The organism is Paenibacillus flagellatus, assembly GCF_003217775.1.
In the GTDB taxonomy this organism is placed as follows: Bacteria; Bacillota; Bacilli; order Paenibacillales; family NBRC-103111; genus Paenibacillus_AB; species Paenibacillus_AB flagellatus.
In genome coordinates this window covers 566,930-585,706 of sequence record NZ_QJVJ01000001.1, presented here as the reverse complement: position 1 = coordinate 585,706, position 18,777 = coordinate 566,930, and the positions used below count along the sequence as shown (strand labels likewise).

Below are 18,777 nucleotides of genomic sequence, written 5' to 3'. Positions count from 1 at the left end.
AGGGGAAAAGCCGCGGAAACGCGGCTTTTTTTTGCATGAGCGCGAATTACGCGGCCGCTTCCTTCTGCTTCATGATCCGGAAAAGCGCCGCGACGCACAGCAAGGTCGTGACGATGATCAGAATTACGGCGAAGACGGGGTACAGCACCGGATACCCGAACAGGGGGACCGCTTTGAAGCCGTCGAATAAAAATTGGACCCGCAGCATCGAGGAATACGTGAACGGCTTGATCGCGGCGAACCATGGCGCATGCTCCAGAAAGATCGGCACGGCGAACACGGCACCGCTGACGACGAACGAAACCAGCGAGCTTCGGCAGACGGAGGAGACGAGCACGACGAAGATCGAGAAGCCGATCGCTCCCGCCAAATGAACCGCCAGCTGAATGAAATGGTATTGAAGCAGCGTGAGCGCGTACGGCGAATCGGCATACGGCACCTCGCTATGCTGCATCAGCAGCTGGATCGGCGTATCCCAGCCTTCACGGCCGTGCCGGACAACGTTCCAGACGACGTTGAACGCTTCCCATACGGCGACGACGATGGCCGTGTACAGCAGCGAAGCGCCCAGCTTGGCCCAAACCGCGGCTCCCCTGCCTTTTTTCGAGCTTAACAAATAATGATCGACGCCGGAGGCGTACTCCCTCGTATACATCGGAGCCAATCCGATCAGCACCATCGCCCCGAGGACGACGTACGAGCCGAATTCGACGAAGCCGACCGTCTGGGCCGGACCCGTATGGTAGGCGATCGATGGCGGTCCGATTCGTTCCCGCATGCGTTTCTCCAGGCCGGCCGCCTTGCCGGTATCGACCTCGAGCTCGCGGAGCCGGTCCGCGGTGTCGCGTTCGAGCGATTGCGCCAGCGCGATGTGCCGGTATACGCTTAACCGGAGAAGCTCGCTCTCGGAGAGAACGCTCTCGTCGTCCCGCCCGCGCTTTCGCAACAGTTCGGCGGCCTCGTCACCCGCCTTTCGGACTTTTTCCTCGGTCAGCGGCCCTCCCCATTCGTCGTACGCCCGTTTCTCGGATTCGGCCGAAAACGGGTAACCCAGGGCGAAAGCGGACATGGTCAGCAGGACGGCCAACGAGACGAGCACGACGGCCGGCCGGAACGTTTTGTACAATTCGTAGGTCAGCAGCCGCACGATGCGTCGCCCTCCTCGTCGAATATAGACAAGTACAAATCCTCCAAGCTCGGCGTCTCGGGAACGGCGGCTTCGTGAGGCTTCGAATCGCCGATCAGCCTCAGTCGGAACCGGTTCTCGACGCGGACGATCGATCCGACCTTGTACCCGGATTGGAGCCGGATCATGTCCGGCTCGTCGACGACGGCCGACCATACGCGGCGTTCCAAGCTTCGCAGCAATTGAAGCGGCGTCTCCTTCGCCAGCAGACGGCCTTCCTTCAGGACGACGATTTCATTGGCGATCAGCTCGATATCGGATACGATATGCGTGGACAGCAGGACGATCCGGTCGTCGGATATTCGGGAGAGCAGGTTGCGGAACCGGATTCGTTCCTTCGGGTCGAGCCCCGCCGTCGGCTCGTCCACGATCAGGATGTCCGGGTCGTTCAGCAGCGCCTGCGCGATGCCGACGCGCCGCTTCATGCCTCCGGAGAAGGAGCCGACCTTTTGCTTGCGGTAATCGCGCAGTCCGACGAGCTCGAGCGCTTCGTCGACCTTTCGCGGCGTCTCCGCTTTCGACAGCCCTTTGAGGGCGGCGATATAGCTCAGAAATTTCTCGGCGGAGAAGCCGTCGTACAGGCCCGCATGCTGCGGCAAATAGCCGATCCGCTCCCGGTATCGCTCGTTCAGCCGGTCGATCGGCTGGCCGTCGAGCCGCACGCAGCCCGAGCTCGGCTTCATGACGCCGGCCAAGATGCGCATCAGCGTCGTTTTCCCGGAGCCGTTCGCCCCCAATATGCCGTATACGCCCGGCGTCATTTCCGAATCGATGCCGATCAAGGCGCGGCGGCTTCCGAACGTTTTGGACACGTTATCGATAGTCAACCTCATAAGCGACACCCCCTTTGTACATGCGGTTGATCTGGACGGCGAGCACGATTGCGGCCAGAAGGGCGATCGCCGCATAGACGGCCGGAGGAACGCTTTCGAGCCGTTCGACGAAGCGGGTTTGCCCGAGCAGACCGCCCGTCGCGACCCAAGCCGACAGCCCCGCCGTCACCGCATATCCGCGCCGGAACCGGCTCGCGGCCGTGAAGGAGACGGCTGCGATGACCGCGAACGGCGTAATCCAGTACAAAATCAATTTCCACAACCAAACGCCGGGCACGATGAAAGTAAATCCGCACGTTAGCACGATGTTCATCGCCAGATTGAACGCGCCGATTCCGATCATTTTCGCCAGGACGATTTCCTGTAAGCTGTACTTGAACGACATCTCGAGCTCGGCCATCCCTTTATAACCGCTTTTCCATACTTCCCATAAGCCGCTAACGGTCGGAATCGGCGCCAGCAGCAGCATGACCGCGTACGGATTGAGTTCGGCTGCGAAGACGGCGGCGAGTCCGATGAGGAACAGCAGCGCGTTCGGGACCCAAAACGCCGCGCTCATGTACGCCATTTCGTGCAAAGCCCGCTTCCACAAGGAGGACAGGGGAGAGGAGGCGGCGCTTTGGCGCAAGCTTTCCTTGGCCGGGACGTACGGCCGAAGCGCGTCGATCGTCCGCATCATATCGGCTTCGTCCGGATACTCCACGTCGTATTCGTCCAGCGCATCCTCCGACCTCCGGAGGAGCTCGTCCAGCTCCCGATCGGCATCCGGATCGTAATAGGCCCTAACGCTTCTTCGTTTTTCGCTGCTCATCTTCCTCACCTTTCTCCCACAGCTTGGCGATTTTCTCGAGTCCCTGCTTCAGCCTCGATTTCACGGTCGGCACGCCGGCTCCGGTCGCTTCGGCGATGTCTTTGATTTTCATCTGGTGGAAATATTTCAGGATCAGCGCCTCCCTCTGGCGCTCGGGCAGGCTGTTCACGGCCGATACGATGCGTTCTCTCGTCTCTTTCCGTTCGAAAATGTAAGGGACGCTTTTCTGCTCGCTCTCCAAGGTGTCGGGAAGCAGCTCGGATCGGCGGGCGGCTTGCCTGTAGTCCGCGCTTCCCCAGTAGTCGCGGCAATGGTTGACGGCGATCGAGAACAGCCAGCTTCGGAAGCTTCCTTTGCCCGAATACGACCCGATGCTCCGGATGACTTTGATAAAGATGTCTTGGGTCAAATCGTACGCGGTTTCCTTGTCTCCGACTTTGCGGTACACGAACGCGTAAACCGACTTGTAATGCCGTCTCGTCAACACCTCCATCGCGGCTTGGCTCCCGTTCGCGATTTCTTCGATCAGCTCCCGATCGTCGGGCATGTGGACCACCTCGATTCTTTAAGACGAAATCGGACGGAAAAAGATTGAAACCGACTTATTCTTTTCGGTTACCAAACGGAAACGACCGCCCCGGCGCAAGGTCGGGACGGTCGTGGCGGCAGGGGCGGAACAAGCTCAGCCGAAGTCGACCTGCTTGTCCAGCACCAGCTCCTTCGGCTCCGAATGAAGCTGCATCGCCATCGGCACGAGCGTGAAACGGACGTCCCCGATCGGGTCGGGCAGGGGAGGCGAGACGCGGAACGTCAGGTGCGCCGTTCCCCCGCCTCCGCGCGCGCCTTGCCGCGAGACGGAGTATTCGCGATCGCCGAGTACGACGAGCTGGAGCTGCGGCTTCAAATGCAGCCGCTCCGCGTCCGTCCCCGTCCGGTCGATCGCGATATCGAGCTCGACGACACTGACGTGCTCGAACTGCATGGCGTGGGTGAGCACGTACTCGCAGCCGTCGGCGCACGTTTTCTTCATGAGGGGCAGCACGCCGAGCAGCGCCCCCTTGTCGGACGGGACGGCCGGACGGGCGCCTTCGTTCCAAAGATGGAGCAGCAGGCCGAGCTGCGCGGCGTCCAATCCGAACCGCTCGCTCCATTGCTCCAGTACGTCGGGCTCGGGGAAAAACCGTTTTCCCCCGGTTTTCGTTCTCCGTTCGACGAGAAGCGAAATCATCGTCTCGTCGATTTGCCGGATTTCGTCATTGTAGGCATTCGGTATTCTGCGCAGCTCGCTCCATGCCATTCGGCTTCACTCCTTGCAAGGGATGGGTTCTCCCGGCAGGTCGGGTTTAACCTGCTGTCGGGAGACGTTTTTCTTAGTGTACTACAACCGTCCGACGGATCGGAGGAAATCTATCGGTACGTTTTCACGATAAATTATGACATTCAATATAACTTGACAGTTACTTTCATTTTATATAAACTTCCACTATATTGACCGTTTAACGGTTCGAAAGGTGGAATGCTCGATGCGTACGAACGATACGCGCAAATGGTGGGTGCTCGGCGCCCTCAGCTTCGGCCTGCTCGCGGTCGGGCTCGACATGACGATTTTGAACGTGGCGCTGCCGACGCTGGCGACCGAATTGGCCGCCTCGACGAGCGAGCTGCAATGGATCGTCGACTCGTACAATCTCGTGCTGGCCGCCGTTCTGCTCCCGGCCGGCATGCTGGGCGACCGGTTCGGCCGCAAGAGGCTGCTGCTCGTCGCCCTCGCCCTGTTCGGTGCGGCTTCGGCCGCATGCGCCTATTCCGGCACGCCCGATATGCTGATCGCGATGCGCGCCTTCCTCGGGCTCGGGGCGGCGTTCCTCATCCCGCTCTCGATGTCCATTCTCCCCGTCCTGTTCGAAGGGGCGGAGCGGACGAAGGCGATGATGGTATGGGCTTCGGCGAACATGCTCGGCATCCCGCTCGGCCCGATCGCCGGCGGCTGGCTGCTGAAGCATTACGAGTGGGGGGCGGTATTCCTGATCAACGTGCCCCTCATCGCGATTGCGATCGTCGCCGTAGGCGCGCTCATGCCGGAATCCCGCAGCCAAGCCCGTTCGCGCATGGACGTCTTCGGCGTGCTGACGTCGAGCCTCGGTCTCGTCGCCGTCACGTACGGCGTCATCCGCGCCGGCGAGCGCGGCTGGTCCGATACGGCCGCGCTCGCCTCGATGGCGGCGGGTGTAGCGGTGCTCGCCGTATTTGTCCTTTGGCAGCGCCGGACCGCCCATGGTCTGGTCGATCTGTCGCTGTTTCGTTCGGCCCGGTTTACGTGGGGGACGATCCTCGCGACGACGGTATCGTTCGCGATTTTCGGCTTGCTGTTCGCGATGCCGCAATATTTTCAAGCGGTGCAGGGGGCCGATGCACTCGGCACCGGACTGCGGCTGCTGCCGCTGATCGGCGGGCTGATCGTCGGGGCGAAATCGGCGGACGGCCTAATTCCGAAGATGGGGGCCAAGCTCGTCGCCGCGACCGGCTTTCTCGCGCTGGCGGCCGCGCTGGCGGCGGGAGCCGCGACGGGGACGGACAGCGGCTACGGCTTCGCCGCTCTCTGGATGACGGCGGCCGGCATCGGCCTCGGCTTGGCGATGCCGACCACGATGGACGCCGCGCTGGGCGAGCTGTCCGCGGAGCGAAGCGGCGTCGGCTCGGCTCTTATCATGGCGATGCGCCAGGTCGGAGGCTCGTTCGGGGTGGCGCTGCTCGGCGCCGCGTTGAACGCGAGCTATCGCGGGAGCGTGGACGTAACCGGGCTGCCCGAATCGATCGCGCAGACGGTCCGCCAAAGCGCCGCCGCCGGTCTGGCCGTCGCGCGGCGGGCGGCGGCGGAGCCGCTGCTCGCCTCCGTCCGGGAGTCGTTCGTGCACGGGATGGGGATGATGCTGTGGATATGCGGGGGGATCGCCGTCGTCGGCATGCTGCTGGCGCTGGCGTTTTTGCCGAACGGTTCCTCCGCTGCCGGCGCATCGAAGGAGATCGGCCTGTAACGTTGTCCGAAGCCCGGGAAATACGGTACACTGGATACAACCACCAGTCATAGCGAGCGGGAGGCGTGGCATGTGACCGCAGACGACCGAACGAAGCCCGGGCTTCGCGAACGAAAAAAAGCAAAGACGAAATCGACGATTCAGCAAAACGCGCTGCGGCTGTTCCGCGAGCAGGGCTACCACGAGACGACGATCGAGCAGATCGCCGACGCGTCCGACGTATCGCCGAGCACACTATTCCGGTATTTCCCGACGAAGGAAGCGCTCGTCACGGAGGACGATTTCGACCCGATGCTGATCGAAGCGTTCCGGGCCCAGCCGCCGGAGCTGACCCCGATCCGGGCGTTCCGCGAGGCGATCAAGACGAGCGCCGCGCTCATCCCGGACGAGGAACGGCGCGCGATCCGGGAGCGGATGTCGCTCACGATGGCGTATCCCGAGCTGCGGGCGGCGATGCTGAACAATACGACGCAGTCCGTCGGCATGCTCGCCGAGTTGATCGGCGGCCGGCTCGGGCGAAGCGGCAGCGACTTGTCGGTGCTGACCTACGCCGGCGCCATTACCGGAACGGTCATCTCGTCGCATCTGTTCTGCTCCGAGCATCCGGAAGCCGATTATATCGATACGATCGACGAGGCGCTGGAGCATCTCGAGAGCAGCTTCCGGCTGTAACGGCATTCGCCGGGGCGGCTTCGCCCGGGAACGCGCTCCGAACGCGAACAAGCCGGGGGACTCCCGTAAGAGCCCCCGGCTTTCCCGTTTATCGCCCTCCGGCCGGATAATCGGCCGGACGATGCCGCGTTTACGCCAGCGATTCCTTCACGACCGGCTCGGTCAGCTTGTAGCCGACGTTGCGGATCGTAACGATATATTCCGGATTGCGGGCGTTTTTCTCGATTTTGTCGCGCAGATGGCTGATATGGACGTCGACGATGCGCGTGTCGCCGATGAAGTGATAGTCCCATACGCCGTGCAGCAGCTGCTGGCGGCTCAGCACTTTGCCGCGGTGCTTGCACAAAAACAAGAGCAGCTCGAACTCCTTCGGCGTCAGCTCGATCGATTCGCCGTTCAGCGTCACTTCGCGCTGTTCGGGCAAAATGCGGATCGGGCCGATTTGCATCGATTCCGGCTCGGCCGTCGGCAGGGCGCCCGTGCGGCGCATAATCGCCTGGATGCGCGAGATGAGCTCCTGCGGGCTGAACGGCTTCGTCATATAATCGTCCGCGCCGTTGTCGAGCCCGGCGATTTTGTCCGACAAATCCTGCAGCGCCGTCAGCATGATGATCGGCACGAGATTGTTCTGCTCGCGCAGCCGCTTGCATACCTGGATGCCGTCCAGCTTCGGGAGCATCAGGTCGAGCACGATCAAATCGGGACGAAATTGCGGAATGACATCAAAGACGGCTTCCCCGTCGTATACGCACTGTACGTCGTAACCGACCAATTTGAGGTTGAAATCGATGAGCATGGAGATCGAAGGTTCGTCGTCTACGACCAAAATTTTCTTCTTGTTCATCGTCGTCTCCCTTCCTGCGAATCATATGGTCCTATTATCGCCTCCGTAGATCATGACAAGATTAATGTTTCGTAAACTGGATGTTAAAATTTTCGTCCCGGTTCATGTATAATGGGTAACGTGCAAGACAAGACGAGGCGCTACAACATCAGCGAGGTGAACGTTTAACGTGTCTTTCCATATCGTACTGGTCGAACCCGAAATTCCCGCCAACACCGGCAATATCGCCCGCACGTGCGCCGCTACCGGTACGCCGCTCCATCTCGTCCGCCCGCTCGGCTTCCGCACGGACGACAAGACGCTCAAGCGGGCCGGGCTCGATTATTGGCATTCGGTCGACGTGAACTATTACGATTCGTTCGGGGAGCTGCGCGCCGCCTTGGCGGACCGCCGGTTTTTCTTCGCGACGACGAAGGCGCAGCGGCTTTATACGGAATTCCGCTACGAGGACGGCGACGTGTTCGTATTCGGCAAAGAAACGAAAGGGCTGCCGCCGGAACTCATCGAGGCCAACCGGGAGACGTGCATCCGGATGCCGATGACGGACGCGGTCCGATCGCTCAACCTGTCCAATTCGGCGGCGATCGTCCTGTTCGAGGGGCTTCGCCAGAACGGCTTCCTGGGGCTGACATAAAGGGAAGCCGCAACGCCAACATTACGCGGTCGAGTTGACGAAAACGCTTTTTTCCTTGCAGGAATTTGTAGAAATCCGGCGAATTCATAATGTTGGAAGTGGAACATATGCGTGGAAACCGGCTACTTTCATGGAAAAAAGCGAGGTGAGTCGAGATGAGACCTGCAGGCGTCGTACGGAAGGTGGACCAACTGGGCCGCATCGTCCTGCCCAAATCGCTGCGCAAGCGATACCGGATGAACGAAGGGGACCCCGTGGAAATTCTGGTATCCGGCGATCATATCTTGCTGGAGCGGTATCGCCCCAAATGCGTGTTTTGCGGAGACATGAACGGGGTAACGGAGTACAGAGAGAAGCATATTTGCACGAATTGCTTGAGAGAGATGACGCAGGTGCGATTGTAACCGCTTCACGCATGCGGTTGCAAGGCTCGCGGGAACCGATCGGGACGTTTTCAACCGAAGCATTGCAGGCGTGTCGGCCGGCAATGTTTTTTTCTTTTGCATAGGAAAGTCCGGTTGCGCGGCGGATTCAAGTCGGCTATAATAAACACCAATTACGCAGAAGAAGGAGGCGGACGCCGTGAGTCGATTCGGTCCGTTCGCACAACTTCATCATCGCACGAAGCGTTAGCACGCCTTTCGAAAACATCGGGGCGGGCTGGCGCTGTTCGCGTTGGCCTCCCTGCGGCATACGAAGCGCGCGGGACCAAGAGGTCCGGCGCGTTTTTTATTTTCTATTCGATTCGAAAAGGAGCGCTGCACATGGGAAACGTAAAAGGAACGACCGATTACCGGGGCGAGGAGCAACGGCTGCGCAACCGGATCCGCGGCGTGCTGGAGAGGCAGTTCGCGCTGTACGACTTCGAGCCGATGGAGACGCCCGTCCTGAACGAGCGGACGCTGCTTACGTCCAAGTACGCGGGAGGCGAAGAGATCGTAAAGGAGATGTACGTCCTGTCGGACCAGGGCGGCCGTCAGCTCGGCTTGCGGTACGACCTGACCGTGCCGTTCGCCAAAGTCGTCGCCGCGACCCCCGGCTTGCCGAGGCCGTACCGCCGGTACGAGATCGGCAAAGTGTTCCGGGACGGGCCGGTGAAGCGCGGGCGGCTGCGCGAGTTTACCCAGTGCGACGCGGACGTGGCCGGCGTCGAAGGGCCCGAGGCGGAAGCGGAGCTGATGCTGCTGGCGGCCGGCGCCTTCCGCGAGCTCGGCATCGGCGCCGTCTGCCGGTGGAACAACCGCCGGTTTCTCGGCGAGCTGCTGTCGCGCCTCGGCGTGGATGAAGCGGACGCGCCGGCCGTCATGCTGGCGCTGGATAAGCTGGACAAGATCGGCGCGGACGACGTGGCGGCCGAGCTTGGCGGCATCGGGCTGGCGGGCGAGACGATCGGGCGTATCGCCGCTTGGATCGAGAGCGCCTACGGGAACGGGAACGGCGGAGCGGCGGACTTCGAGAGCCTCGTGCGGCGATACGGGCTGGCGGATACGCCGGGAACGCGGGAGGTGCGGCGGCTGGAGAAACTGATCGATGCCGTCGGACTGGACGAAGTATGCGCGTTCGATCCGTTCTTATCGCGAGGGCTGTCGTTCTATACCGGGACCGTCTATGAATGGTTCGCGGCCGACGGCTCGCTCCGTTCCAGCGTCGCGAGCGGAGGGCGGTACGACGCGATGATCGGCACGCTGGCCGCGGACGGGGAAGGGGCCGTTCCCGCGGTCGGGCTCTCATTCGGCTTGGACGCCATTCTCGAGCTGTACCGCGAACGGGGCACCCGGGACGAGCGTCCCGCCGTCCGGTTCGTCCCGCTCGGCGATACGTTGGCCGACACGCTGCGGGCGGCGGCGCTGTTCCGCAGCGCCGGCGTGCGTGCGGGCATCGAAAGCGCGGGCCGGAAGCTGAAGCGCGCCCTCGCCGCGGCGTCCGCCCAGGGCGTCCGGTTCGTCGTCATCGTCGGCGAGGACGAGGCGGCGGCCGGCCGCGTCCGGCTGAAGGATTTGACGACGGGCGAAGAGACGGACGTTTCCGCCGAATGCGCGCTGTATCGGGTCGAACGGGCGACGAAAGGAAGCTTGAACGAAGAGGGCTTCGATAGACCCACAGACCCCCGATAAACGCCAAAAGCCGCTCCGTCCCGTACGCGAAGTACGGAACGAGCGGCCGCTCGTCGATGATGGCGTATTACAGCCCTTTGGTTTTATCTTCGTTATAAGAAGCCGTGCAGATCGCAGTGACGAAAAGCGTAAATACGACCATGACAAGCCAGAACGTGCTAGAAGCGAAAATGGACATGTCGAGGTGCACCTCCAGTAGGATTCCGAAACAAACTAAGGCTATTATACCCAAAAGGCCGGAAAAAGAAAACGGACGAATATGTGAACAAAATATGACGCGGGCTCGTTACTTGAAAAACAAAAAGTGCGTCGGCAGCGGGCGGAGCCGGCCGTCCGAAGGATGGTTGATCGTCTTGCCCTCGAAGACGAGAGACGAGGAGCCGCCGCCGTCCAAGTTGTACGCGTCGACGACGCGCATGGCGGACAGCTTGTCCTGCATCTCGGGCAGCGTGGCGCCCGAGCCTCCGCGCTCGTCGTAGCCGTCCGCGACGAGGAAGATGAGCTGGTCGTTGCCGAAGTTGCCGACGACGGTACGCGGCGCGCGGCGCGGCGAGTTGAGCCATTGCGACGGAATTTGCTGCTTGACGCCGCCCTTGAGCAGAATCGGGACGAACGTCGCGCCGAAGGACGGCTTCAGCTTGTCCAGATCCTCCTGCCGCGAAAATTTGCCGCCGATCAGCTTGCGGTCGGTACTGAGCCCGACGAACGCCAAGTTTTCGAACGACGGCTCGAAGCCGTAAACGTACTTCCCGCCGAGCACCGTCGTGCTGAGCGGATACCGCTTGCCGTCGTCCCCGTCGGCGAACCCGCCGGCGTTGATTCCGGCGATCGCGCCGTACCGGTTCGCCGCGGCGAGCGTCGTCTCGGAGCCGCCGACCTTGTCTTTGCCGAGCACCATCTTCATCGCTTTGTCCGACTTCAAATCGACTTTCAGCGCGTAGCCTTTGTAGTTCGGGTCCGAGAACTGGTACAGGCGCATATCGATGTTGGCCGAGGACACGGTCCGGGTCGGCTTGCCGAGCACGGCGGCGATCCGGTTGTCGAATATTTGCGCCGGGCGGGCCGCTTGGGCGGTCGCTTGCGCCAGCATCGACGCCATATCCTTCGAGCTTTGCTCGTACAGCTGGTAAAACTTCTCCACCGTGCTCCGGGTGGCGGCAGCGTTCGCCTTCGCCTGCTCGAGCCCTTGCTCGACCGGCTTCGCCTGCTCGGAGACGGCGAACGGCTCCAGCTTCGGCACGAAGTCGACGGCCGGCATGTCCAACGTGAAGCCGGCCGCGGCGAGCCAAAGGAACAGCCCGATGAACGGGGCGCACGCCAGAAGGAAAAACCGGTTGATTTCGCGTACCGTCATTTCAACACATCCAGGTTTTGCTTCAATTCGTCCAGCTTCTTCTTCACTTCCGCGAGCTGGGTGTACAGCTGGTTGCTGTTGTCGGTTTTCGTATTGGCGCTGTCCTTCGTGAAGGCGAGCAGCTCGTTGAACGAGTCGACCTTCGTCTGCAGGTTGGCGATGTCGGTCGTGACGCTCGCCTTCAGCTGGTCGAGCTGCTGCTGGTATTGCGCCTGCATCGCCTGCAGCTGCGCCTCGGTTTGGCTCGCCAGCTGCTCGCTCAGCCGGGTTTTCAAATGCTCCGTATACAGCATCGTGCCCAACACGCCGGTGGCGATCAATAGAAACCAGCTGAAGAAGAAGATCAAGTACGATTTTTTCGACGTTTTGACGGATTTGGCCGACTTGGCGCTTCGTGCGGAGGCGACGGGCGGGTTGGCGTTCGCTTCGATCGGCGTACTCATGCGGTTCACCTCAATTTCGACAATTTCCGAAAAGCGTTCGGCGACAAGCCTTTGCGCTTCTTGAACACTTTGCTGAAATATTTTTCGTCCTGGTAGCCGACAAGCTGGGCGACCTCGGCGATTTTCAGCTGCGGGTTCGACAGCAGCGCGCACGCCTTGTCCAACCGGATTCGACATAATGTATCGACGAAATTTTCGCCGAAATGTTGCTTAAATTTTCTAGAAATATGCTCGCGGCTCAAATAAAACCGGTCGGCGATATCCTGCAGCGTCAAATCGCGATGATAGTTGTGGCGCAAATACGACTCCACCTCGCTCATCGCCACGCCGCCTCGGGAGGAGGGGCGGTCTTCCAGACGCTTGGCGAGCCGCAGCAGGCTCTCCGTCAATTCGGTCTGCCAGAGCGTGATCGACAGCTTGCCCCGGTCGTCCATCGGGACGAGGAAGGCGCTTTTCTCCGAAGGCAGCTGCAAGCTCGGCGTCGTCCCGTCCTGGAAAAAAAACTGCTGCCACCGTTCCTTGACGACGTTGTATTCGTGACGCCACAGCTCGACCTGGTCGACCGTAATCCGGTCCAGCTTCCGGACCGCCTGAATCCACGAGCTGACGGCGGCCCGGATTCGTTCCGGCTTGCCGCTTCGGACGGCGAGCCGGACGTCCTCCTCGAAGTCGGCGAAATGCAGCTTGTCCGCCGTCGGCTTCTCGCTGCCGTCGTATTGGTGAATCCATCCGCCTTCCTCGAGCAGATTGCGCTTGCGCAGCGCCTGCGCCGCTTCCTTGTAAGATTGCGGGAGCTGCTCCGTCGAGCGGACCGTCGTGCCGATGCCGATGTCGATCCGGGTTTCGAGCTGCCGCTCGATCGCCTTGTGCATCGCGGACAGGAGCGGCACGGCGTTCTCCGGCCGGTTCGTCAGCAGCAGCACGAGCTCGCGGTCGCTGTTCCAAGGACGGAAGGCGATGCCGGCGCTGTCAACCTGCAAAAAGTCGCCGCAAACGTTTAATAAAGAAAAAAACAACAAGTCCGTCTGGAAGGCGAATTTATCGCGCACCGAAAGACTTATCGTATCGAGACTGAGAATGGCGATCCGGTACGACCGGGCTTCGTGAAGCTCGGGAAATTCGCGGGCGAGCGCGGACGTGACGGTATCGTTCCGGGACGCATCGGACAGCAGGTCCGACAGCAGCTTGTCCCGGTACAGCCGCTTCATCCGGTCGACCTCGACGGTCCGGTCCCGGTCGCGGACGCGGCTTCGTTCGTCGCGCTTCCATAGCTCGGCGGCGTTCCGCACCGATTCGTTCAGCTGCTTGCGGTCGAACGGCAGCAGCAATAGGTCGCTTACGCCCCATTTCACCGCTTCGCGCAGCCGGCTTTTGTCCCGGGAATCGGTGACGACGATCGTTTTGCACGACGGAACGACGGCTTGCAGCCGGCCGAGCGATTCGGGACTTTCGTCCCCGAACAAGCCCCAGTCGGCGATAAGCAGCTCCGGTTTGTGCTTGCGCATGGCGGCGAGCGCGGCCGGCTCGTTCTCCGCTTCGATGACGTCTTCGAAGCCGGCTTCGGCCCAATCCGCCGAAGACCGTATTTTTTTGCGCAGCCGCCGTTCATGAACAGCGATTAAAGCGATCATGATGGGCTCCGTCCTTTACTTGATTTGGAATTCCAATCAGGGCGGGTTAGACGGCGTTGTCATTTTATCATACAAGTTCGACAATGGGAACCGCCATTGGGGGCGTATGTCGAAAGCGATTCGACGCATTTCTACCATTTTACCAATTCTATAAGAAAAATGCCAGAATGAGGGAGGTGACGGCGGAATGAGTTTCGGGCGAGGAGACAAAACTAGCGAAGATAGTCGAATCGAGGCGCCGGTGAAAAGGAGGGACATCATGACGGTTTACGATTGCTTGATCGTGGGCGGCGGCATCGCCGGCTTGCAAGCCGCCATTCAAATCGGCCGTTACGGCCATTCGGCGCTCGTCGCGGACAAGGCGGACGGGCGCTCCACGCTGTGCCGTTCGTATCATAACGTGCTCGGATGGCCGGACGGCATTTCCGGCGACGAGCTGCGCCGGCTCGGCCGGACGCACGCGGAGCGGACGGGCGTCCGATTCGTGAAGGACGAGATCGTGAGCGCATCGCGACGCGGCGACACGTTCGAGCTGGTCGGCCGCGACGGCGGCGCATACGAGGCGAAGACGGTGCTGCTCGCGACCGGCATCGTCGACCGGTTCCCCGATTTGCCGGGTCTCGTGCCGTGTCTCGGGAAAACGGTGTACGTCTGCCCGGATTGCGACGGACACGAGGTGCGCAACCGGAAGACGATCGTGATGGGCTCGGGGGACACCGGGGCGGGAATGGCGATGGTCTTGTCGGCGATGACGGCCGACCTCGTCTTCGTCAACCACGAACGGCAGCCGATCCGTCCGGATTTGGCGAAGAAGCTGCGCGAGCGCGACATCGTCGTCGTCAACGAGGCGATCGCGGACGTGCTCGAATCGAACGACGGCGAGTTTCAGGGCGTGAAGCTGGCCGGCGGCGGCGACATTTGGGCGGATCGCGGCTTTATCGCCTTCGGCGGCAATGAGGTGCGGTCCGGGCTGGCCGGCCAGCTCGGCGCGGAGCGCCACGAGAACGGTCATATCATGACCGACGCGCGGACGAAGATGACGACCGTGCCGAACTTGTGGGCGGCCGGCGATGTCGGCGTCCATTCGGAGCAGGTGGCGATCGCGATGGGCGAAGGGATTCAGGCGGCGATCTGGATGCACAAGGCGCTGCTGCGGATGGGCGAAGAAGCCCCGGCGGAAGCGAGGCCGACTGCGGCCGGAAGCGGCGTGTAACGGCTCTTTTCCGATGGCCGCTTCGGGGCTTTTCCGCGTGCGTGCGGGTCAACGGCCCAGGCGGCGTTCCTTGCGCAGCAAATAGACGAAGTAAGGGGCGCCGATGACGGCCGCCATAATACCGACCGGCACTTCGCGCGGAATCGCGACGATTCGGCCGATCCCGTCGCCGAGCAGCATCAGATCGGCTCCGATGAGCAAAGCGAGCGGCATAAGCAGCCGGTGGCGGCCGCCGACCAAGCTGCGGGCGATATGCGGAGCGAGCAGGCCGACGAAGCCGATTGCGCCGACCGCGGATACGGAGATGCCGGCCAATGCGACGGCGAGCAGCATGAGCCAGAACCGCTGGCGTACGACGCCGATTCCGAGCGAGGCGCCCGTCTCGTCCCCGAGCCGGAAAATGTCCAGCTTCGCACTGTTCAGCCAAGCGACGGGCAGCAGAACGGCGAGCCACGGCAGAAGCGAAAGCGCATCCGCCCAGCCGCGTCCCCACAAGCTTCCGGAAAGCCATAGCAGCGCCATATTGAGATCGGCCGGATGGCGGACGATTAGATATTGGATGCCGGCCTGGAATACGGCTCCGACGGCGATGCCGACGAGCGCCAGTGCGGCCGGGCTTAGGGAGAGCCTTCGGCTGAGCAGCGCCAGCAGGCCGAACGCACCGAGCGCCCCGGCGAATGCGGCGGCGGGCAGCACATAGCCCGGAGAGCCGGGGAACAAGTAGATGACGGCGGCGGCTGCGAAGCCGGCGCCTTTCGTCATGCCGATCACGTCCGGACTGGCCAGCGGGTTTCGCACCAGGCTTTGCAGGATGACGCCCCCGACGGCCAGTCCGGACCCGGCCAAAATGGCGACGACGACCCGCGGCAGCCGAACGTGAACGACGATAAACTGAAACGGGCTGTCCTGTTGCAGCATAATCGCGCCGATGTCGCGGAACGAAACGGAAACGGCTCCCGCTCGAACGGACAGCACGGCCAAAACGATCATCGCGACGAATGCGACGGGCAGCGTAAGCGCCTTCTTCATCGCCCCGCACCGCCTTTTCGGCGGGCCAAATAGACGAAGAACGGCGCGCCTAGAGCCGACGTCACGATCCCGACCGGCGATTCGAACGGGAAGGCGATAAACCGGCTGGCGAAGTCGGCATACACGAGCATGACGCCTCCGAGAAGCGCGGTCAGCGGAGCGAGAACGTACAAGCTGCCGCCGACGAGCATGCGGGCGATATGAGGGACGATCAGGCAGACGAAGCCGATCGGTCCGCAGATCGCCACCGCCGATCCGGCCATGACGACCACGAGCAGCACGCTGACGGCTCGGACGACGGCGACCCGCTGACCCAGCCCGGCCGCAAGCTCGTCCTCGACGAGCAGCAGCCGGAACGAGGGCAGCATGAAGGCGAAGACGAGCAGGCTTCCCGCGAAAAACGGCAAAATCGTCCGCACTTCTAGCCATTCCGCCTGACTGACCGAGCCGACCAGCCAAAACAACACGCTATCCGTCGAATGCTGATTCAAAATAACGATCCCTTCGGTCAAGGACGACAGCAGGAAATGAATCGTAATGCCCGCGAGCGCCAGCCGAACGTGCTGCCGGCTTCCGCCGCGGGCGAGCGACCCGATCAGGAGGGCGCCTGCCGCCGCTCCGACGAAGGCGAACAACGTCGATGCCGTCGCCGAGAAGCGGTCCGAGACGACGAGTCCGATGACGACGGCAAGCGACGCCCCGGCGTTGATGCCGAAAATGTGCGGGGAAGCGAGCGGATTTTTCGTCGCCAGCTGCGCCAGCAGTCCGGATAGCGCGAGCATCGTCCCGACGATGCAGGCCGTCAGCGCGCGGGGCAGACGGAGCGTTTGGATATACAGATGAGCTTTGCCGGTGCCCTGATACGTTAGCGCCTCGTACAGCGTGCGCCAAGAGACGGGCGCCTGTCCCCATTTCAAGCTGCACACGAGCCCGAACGCCAATAGCGCTGCCGATAAGCCGATCGGGAGGAGCGGAAACGGCGCCCGGCTCCGCCTCTCCTGTCGGACGATAGTTCCCATTCGGTTACTCTCCCAACACTTTCACGATATCGGCCGCCATCTTCTCCGAGCCGAGCAGTCCGCGGGATAGCGACCAGTCGCGCCGCTCCACGGTAAACACTTTTTTGGCCGCGACGGCGTCGATTTTGTTCCACAGCGGATTCGACTGCCATTGATTCACGATCGTTTCCTTCTCGGTCGGCATCAGGAACAGCACCTGCGGATTCGTTTCGACGAGCTGCTCCAGCGTCAGCTGCGGATAAGCCGTCTCGTGCTTGACCGGGTCGGTGAAGCCGAGCTTGGCCAGCAGCGAACCGGAGTAGGAATGGTCGGAATGGGCGTAAAAACCTTTCGGGTTGACGACGGCCGGCAAAACGGTCAGCTTCGTCTTGCTTATTTTTTGCTTCGCTTCGTTCATGATCGTTTCGTGCTCGGCGAGACGTTTTTTCGCTTCCTCTTCTTTGCCGACCGCCTTCGCCACAATGCCGTAATTGCGGAGCATCTGGTCGTAATCGGCCTGAAAATCGTCGAGTACGAGAACCGGGGCGATCGCCTTCAATGGTTTGAGCGCGTTTTTATGCTTGTTGATGTCGACGATGATGAGATCGGGCTTCAGCGAGCTGATCAGCTCGATGTTCGGCTCGTAGCGGGAGCCGACGGAGGTGTAGGTCGCCAGCCGGCTTTTGACCGAATCCATAAACAGCTCCGGACTGCCGTCGTCGGCGACACCGACCGGTACGACGCCGAGCGTGACGAGCATGTCGGTGAAACTGAACTCCATCGCGACGATGCGTTCCGGCTTCTTCGGGAGCTCCAAGGTGCCTTGCGCGTCCTGTACCGTTATGCCGCCGCCACCCGGGGCCGGAGCTTGTGCCGGAGCGGGTCCACCGCCTTTTACGGATTCGGAAGAGCCTCCCGCGGACGGGCTGCAAGCGGTAAGATTTATCGCCAAGACGAGGAATAAAAACAAGCCGAGTGCGCGGTTCCATCGATGCTGCATGTACATGTTCCCCCTGAAAATGATTATTATTATCAATCAGTAGTATTGTAGCTTCATCCGTTTGCGGGGAACATGTCCAATTTTTAGATTCGGCATGTTATATTTTTAGATTTCCGATAAGCTCTTCTGGAATTCGCTCGGCGACCGCCCCGTTTCTTGCTTGAAGACGCGGCTGAAATGGAAGTAGTCGGAAAATCCGACCGTTTGCGCGATCTCTTTGGCCGGCAGCGCGGTTTGCCGGAATATCTCCATCGCTTTCTCGATGCGCAGCCGGCGCAAATAGGCTGTCATCGTAGTGCCGGTCAGCTTTTTGAACAGCACGGTGTAGTGTCCTTCGCTCATGCCGGCACGCCGGGCCATCATCGGCAGCGTCAGCTTCAGCATGTAATGCTCGTTCATGTAAGAGAGCGTCTCGCCGATCGATTCGACCGACGATTTGTCCGCCTGCCTCATCCGGGATTCGTACAGGAAAATGTATAACATTCGCTCCAACATCATGCGCATCCGAAATTGCCGGGCCGCCTGTTCATCCTCGGAGCCCGAGTGGTCGTCTTCGGTCGTGCGGATCAGCTCGTCCAGCATATAGCGGATTTTAACCTCGCTCATCGTCGCAAGCGGCCCCGTCAGCGTCCAATCGCCGCATTCCGCGGCCATGCGATAATAGACGACGGCGTATTCGGCTTGTTTCGTTTTCGGGATCTGGATCGTGTACGGGCCGAAGTCGGGGTGGCACGCATAGCCTTGCACGCAAACGACCGGCTCGCGGTCCGGGGGAGCGATCGTAATATGGCCGCTCCGTACCGCGATCAACGCGTACACGTTCGCCGGACAATCGACGGTACCGGAATCCCGGCGCAATTCGATCCGCTCGAACAGCGGGATTGCCGCGAGAAGCTGCTTGAAATACATGAACGCCATCCCTTTCTTATGATGAGGGCCGTATGGAATCACGAATAAGTTTGACACAGGCCCAGTCATAT

At 61.4% G+C, this 18,777-nt stretch carries 19 protein-coding genes; 6 read left to right on the top strand and 13 right to left on the bottom strand.

Features of this window, described 5'->3' with window-relative positions; genetic code table 11:
• Positions 1 to 46 precede the first annotated feature (46 nt).
• The 5 genes from DLM86_RS02690 to DLM86_RS02670 form a co-directional block, all read right to left on the bottom strand.
• A complete protein-coding gene (locus DLM86_RS02690) occupies positions 47 to 1,147 on the bottom strand; it encodes a hypothetical protein (RefSeq protein ID WP_110838403.1) in 1,101 nt (366 codons plus the stop codon).
• Positions 1,135 to 2,019: an ABC transporter ATP-binding protein gene (locus tag DLM86_RS02685; protein ID WP_110838402.1), complete on the bottom strand. Its 885-nt coding sequence runs from the start codon at positions 2,017 to 2,019 to the stop codon at positions 1,135 to 1,137. Before DLM86_RS02685 ends, DLM86_RS02690 begins: the two co-directional genes overlap by 13 nt.
• The gene (locus DLM86_RS02680; RefSeq protein WP_110838401.1) at positions 2,000 to 2,830 is read right to left on the bottom strand and encodes a hypothetical protein; all 831 of its coding nucleotides are present in this window, start codon (positions 2,828 to 2,830) and stop codon (positions 2,000 to 2,002) included. Before DLM86_RS02680 ends, DLM86_RS02685 begins: the two co-directional genes overlap by 20 nt.
• Entirely contained in the window at positions 2,802 to 3,377 is a 576-nt protein-coding gene (locus DLM86_RS02675; protein WP_110838400.1) for an RNA polymerase sigma factor, read from the bottom strand. Before DLM86_RS02675 ends, DLM86_RS02680 begins: the two co-directional genes overlap by 29 nt.
• Positions 3,378 to 3,512: 135 nt before the next feature.
• Positions 3,513 to 4,127, bottom strand: coding sequence for a hypothetical protein (locus tag DLM86_RS02670; protein ID WP_110838399.1), 615 nt, complete (start codon positions 4,125 to 4,127; stop codon positions 3,513 to 3,515).
• A 226-nt stretch (positions 4,128 to 4,353) separates the two neighbouring features.
• Between DLM86_RS02670 and DLM86_RS02665 the strand changes: the two genes are divergently transcribed.
• Together DLM86_RS02665 and DLM86_RS02660 are read left to right on the top strand one after the other, a co-directional pair.
• Positions 4,354 to 5,865 carry a DHA2 family efflux MFS transporter permease subunit gene (locus DLM86_RS02665; protein WP_110838398.1) on the top strand — a complete coding sequence of 504 codons (1,512 nt, stop codon included), beginning with the start codon at positions 4,354 to 4,356 and terminating at the stop codon, positions 5,863 to 5,865.
• Positions 5,866 to 5,937: 72 nt separating this feature from the next.
• Positions 5,938 to 6,537, top strand: a complete 600-nt coding sequence (locus tag DLM86_RS02660) for a TetR/AcrR family transcriptional regulator (RefSeq protein WP_110838397.1) — start codon at positions 5,938 to 5,940, stop codon at positions 6,535 to 6,537.
• A gap of 130 nt (positions 6,538 to 6,667) precedes the next feature.
• Here the strand turns inward: DLM86_RS02660 and DLM86_RS02655 are convergent, their stop codons facing one another.
• Positions 6,668 to 7,381, bottom strand: a complete 714-nt coding sequence (locus tag DLM86_RS02655) for a response regulator transcription factor (protein ID WP_110838396.1) — start codon at positions 7,379 to 7,381, stop codon at positions 6,668 to 6,670.
• 169 nt (positions 7,382 to 7,550) lie between these two features.
• Between DLM86_RS02655 and trmL the strand changes: the two genes are divergently transcribed.
• From trmL to hisS, 3 genes are all read left to right on the top strand, one after another.
• The gene (trmL, locus tag DLM86_RS02650; protein ID WP_110838395.1) at positions 7,551 to 8,015 is read left to right on the top strand and encodes a tRNA (uridine(34)/cytosine(34)/5-carboxymethylaminomethyluridine(34)-2'-O)-methyltransferase TrmL; all 465 of its coding nucleotides are present in this window, start codon (positions 7,551 to 7,553) and stop codon (positions 8,013 to 8,015) included.
• A 155-nt stretch (positions 8,016 to 8,170) separates the two neighbouring features.
• The gene (locus DLM86_RS02645) at positions 8,171 to 8,419 is read left to right on the top strand and encodes an AbrB/MazE/SpoVT family DNA-binding domain-containing protein (RefSeq protein WP_110838394.1); all 249 of its coding nucleotides are present in this window, start codon (positions 8,171 to 8,173) and stop codon (positions 8,417 to 8,419) included.
• A 360-nt stretch (positions 8,420 to 8,779) separates the two neighbouring features.
• A complete protein-coding gene (gene hisS, locus DLM86_RS02640; protein ID WP_110838393.1) occupies positions 8,780 to 10,129 on the top strand; it encodes a histidine--tRNA ligase in 1,350 nt (449 codons plus the stop codon).
• 286 nt (positions 10,130 to 10,415) lie between these two features.
• On the opposite strand, the gene DLM86_RS02635 is transcribed toward hisS, so the two are convergent.
• From DLM86_RS02635 to DLM86_RS02625, 3 genes are read right to left on the bottom strand one after another with little or no spacing between them, the layout of a single operon-like run.
• Positions 10,416 to 11,483, bottom strand: a complete 1,068-nt coding sequence (locus DLM86_RS02635; RefSeq protein WP_110838392.1) for a phosphodiester glycosidase family protein — start codon at positions 11,481 to 11,483, stop codon at positions 10,416 to 10,418.
• A complete protein-coding gene (locus DLM86_RS02630; RefSeq protein ID WP_110838391.1) occupies positions 11,480 to 11,926 on the bottom strand; it encodes a hypothetical protein in 447 nt (148 codons plus the stop codon). The genes DLM86_RS02635 and DLM86_RS02630 overlap by 4 nt, the downstream gene beginning before the upstream one ends.
• Before the next feature lie 5 nt (positions 11,927 to 11,931).
• Positions 11,932 to 13,557 carry a helix-turn-helix domain-containing protein gene (locus DLM86_RS02625; RefSeq protein WP_110838390.1) on the bottom strand — a complete coding sequence of 542 codons (1,626 nt, stop codon included), beginning with the start codon at positions 13,555 to 13,557 and terminating at the stop codon, positions 11,932 to 11,934.
• Positions 13,558 to 13,816: 259 nt separating this feature from the next.
• Here DLM86_RS02625 and DLM86_RS02620 point away from each other — a divergent pair, with 259 nt between their 5' ends.
• A complete protein-coding gene (locus DLM86_RS02620) occupies positions 13,817 to 14,770 on the top strand; it encodes an NAD(P)/FAD-dependent oxidoreductase (protein ID WP_110838389.1) in 954 nt (317 codons plus the stop codon).
• Positions 14,771 to 14,818: 48 nt separating this feature from the next.
• On the opposite strand, the gene DLM86_RS02615 is transcribed toward DLM86_RS02620, so the two are convergent.
• The 4 genes from DLM86_RS02615 to DLM86_RS02600 all read right to left on the bottom strand — a co-directional run bounded on the left by DLM86_RS02615 (position 14,819) and on the right by DLM86_RS02600 (position 18,706).
• Entirely contained in the window at positions 14,819 to 15,799 is a 981-nt protein-coding gene (locus DLM86_RS02615) for a FecCD family ABC transporter permease (RefSeq protein ID WP_110838388.1), read from the bottom strand.
• Positions 15,796 to 16,818: a FecCD family ABC transporter permease gene (locus DLM86_RS02610; protein ID WP_110838387.1), complete on the bottom strand. Its 1,023-nt coding sequence runs from the start codon at positions 16,816 to 16,818 to the stop codon at positions 15,796 to 15,798. Before DLM86_RS02610 ends, DLM86_RS02615 begins: the two co-directional genes overlap by 4 nt.
• 4 nt (positions 16,819 to 16,822) lie before the next feature.
• The gene (locus DLM86_RS02605; RefSeq protein ID WP_110838386.1) at positions 16,823 to 17,797 is read right to left on the bottom strand and encodes an ABC transporter substrate-binding protein; all 975 of its coding nucleotides are present in this window, start codon (positions 17,795 to 17,797) and stop codon (positions 16,823 to 16,825) included.
• Positions 17,798 to 17,902: 105 nt separating this feature from the next.
• A complete protein-coding gene (locus DLM86_RS02600; protein ID WP_110838385.1) occupies positions 17,903 to 18,706 on the bottom strand; it encodes an AraC family transcriptional regulator in 804 nt (267 codons plus the stop codon).
• Positions 18,707 to 18,777: the final 71 nt, after the last annotated feature.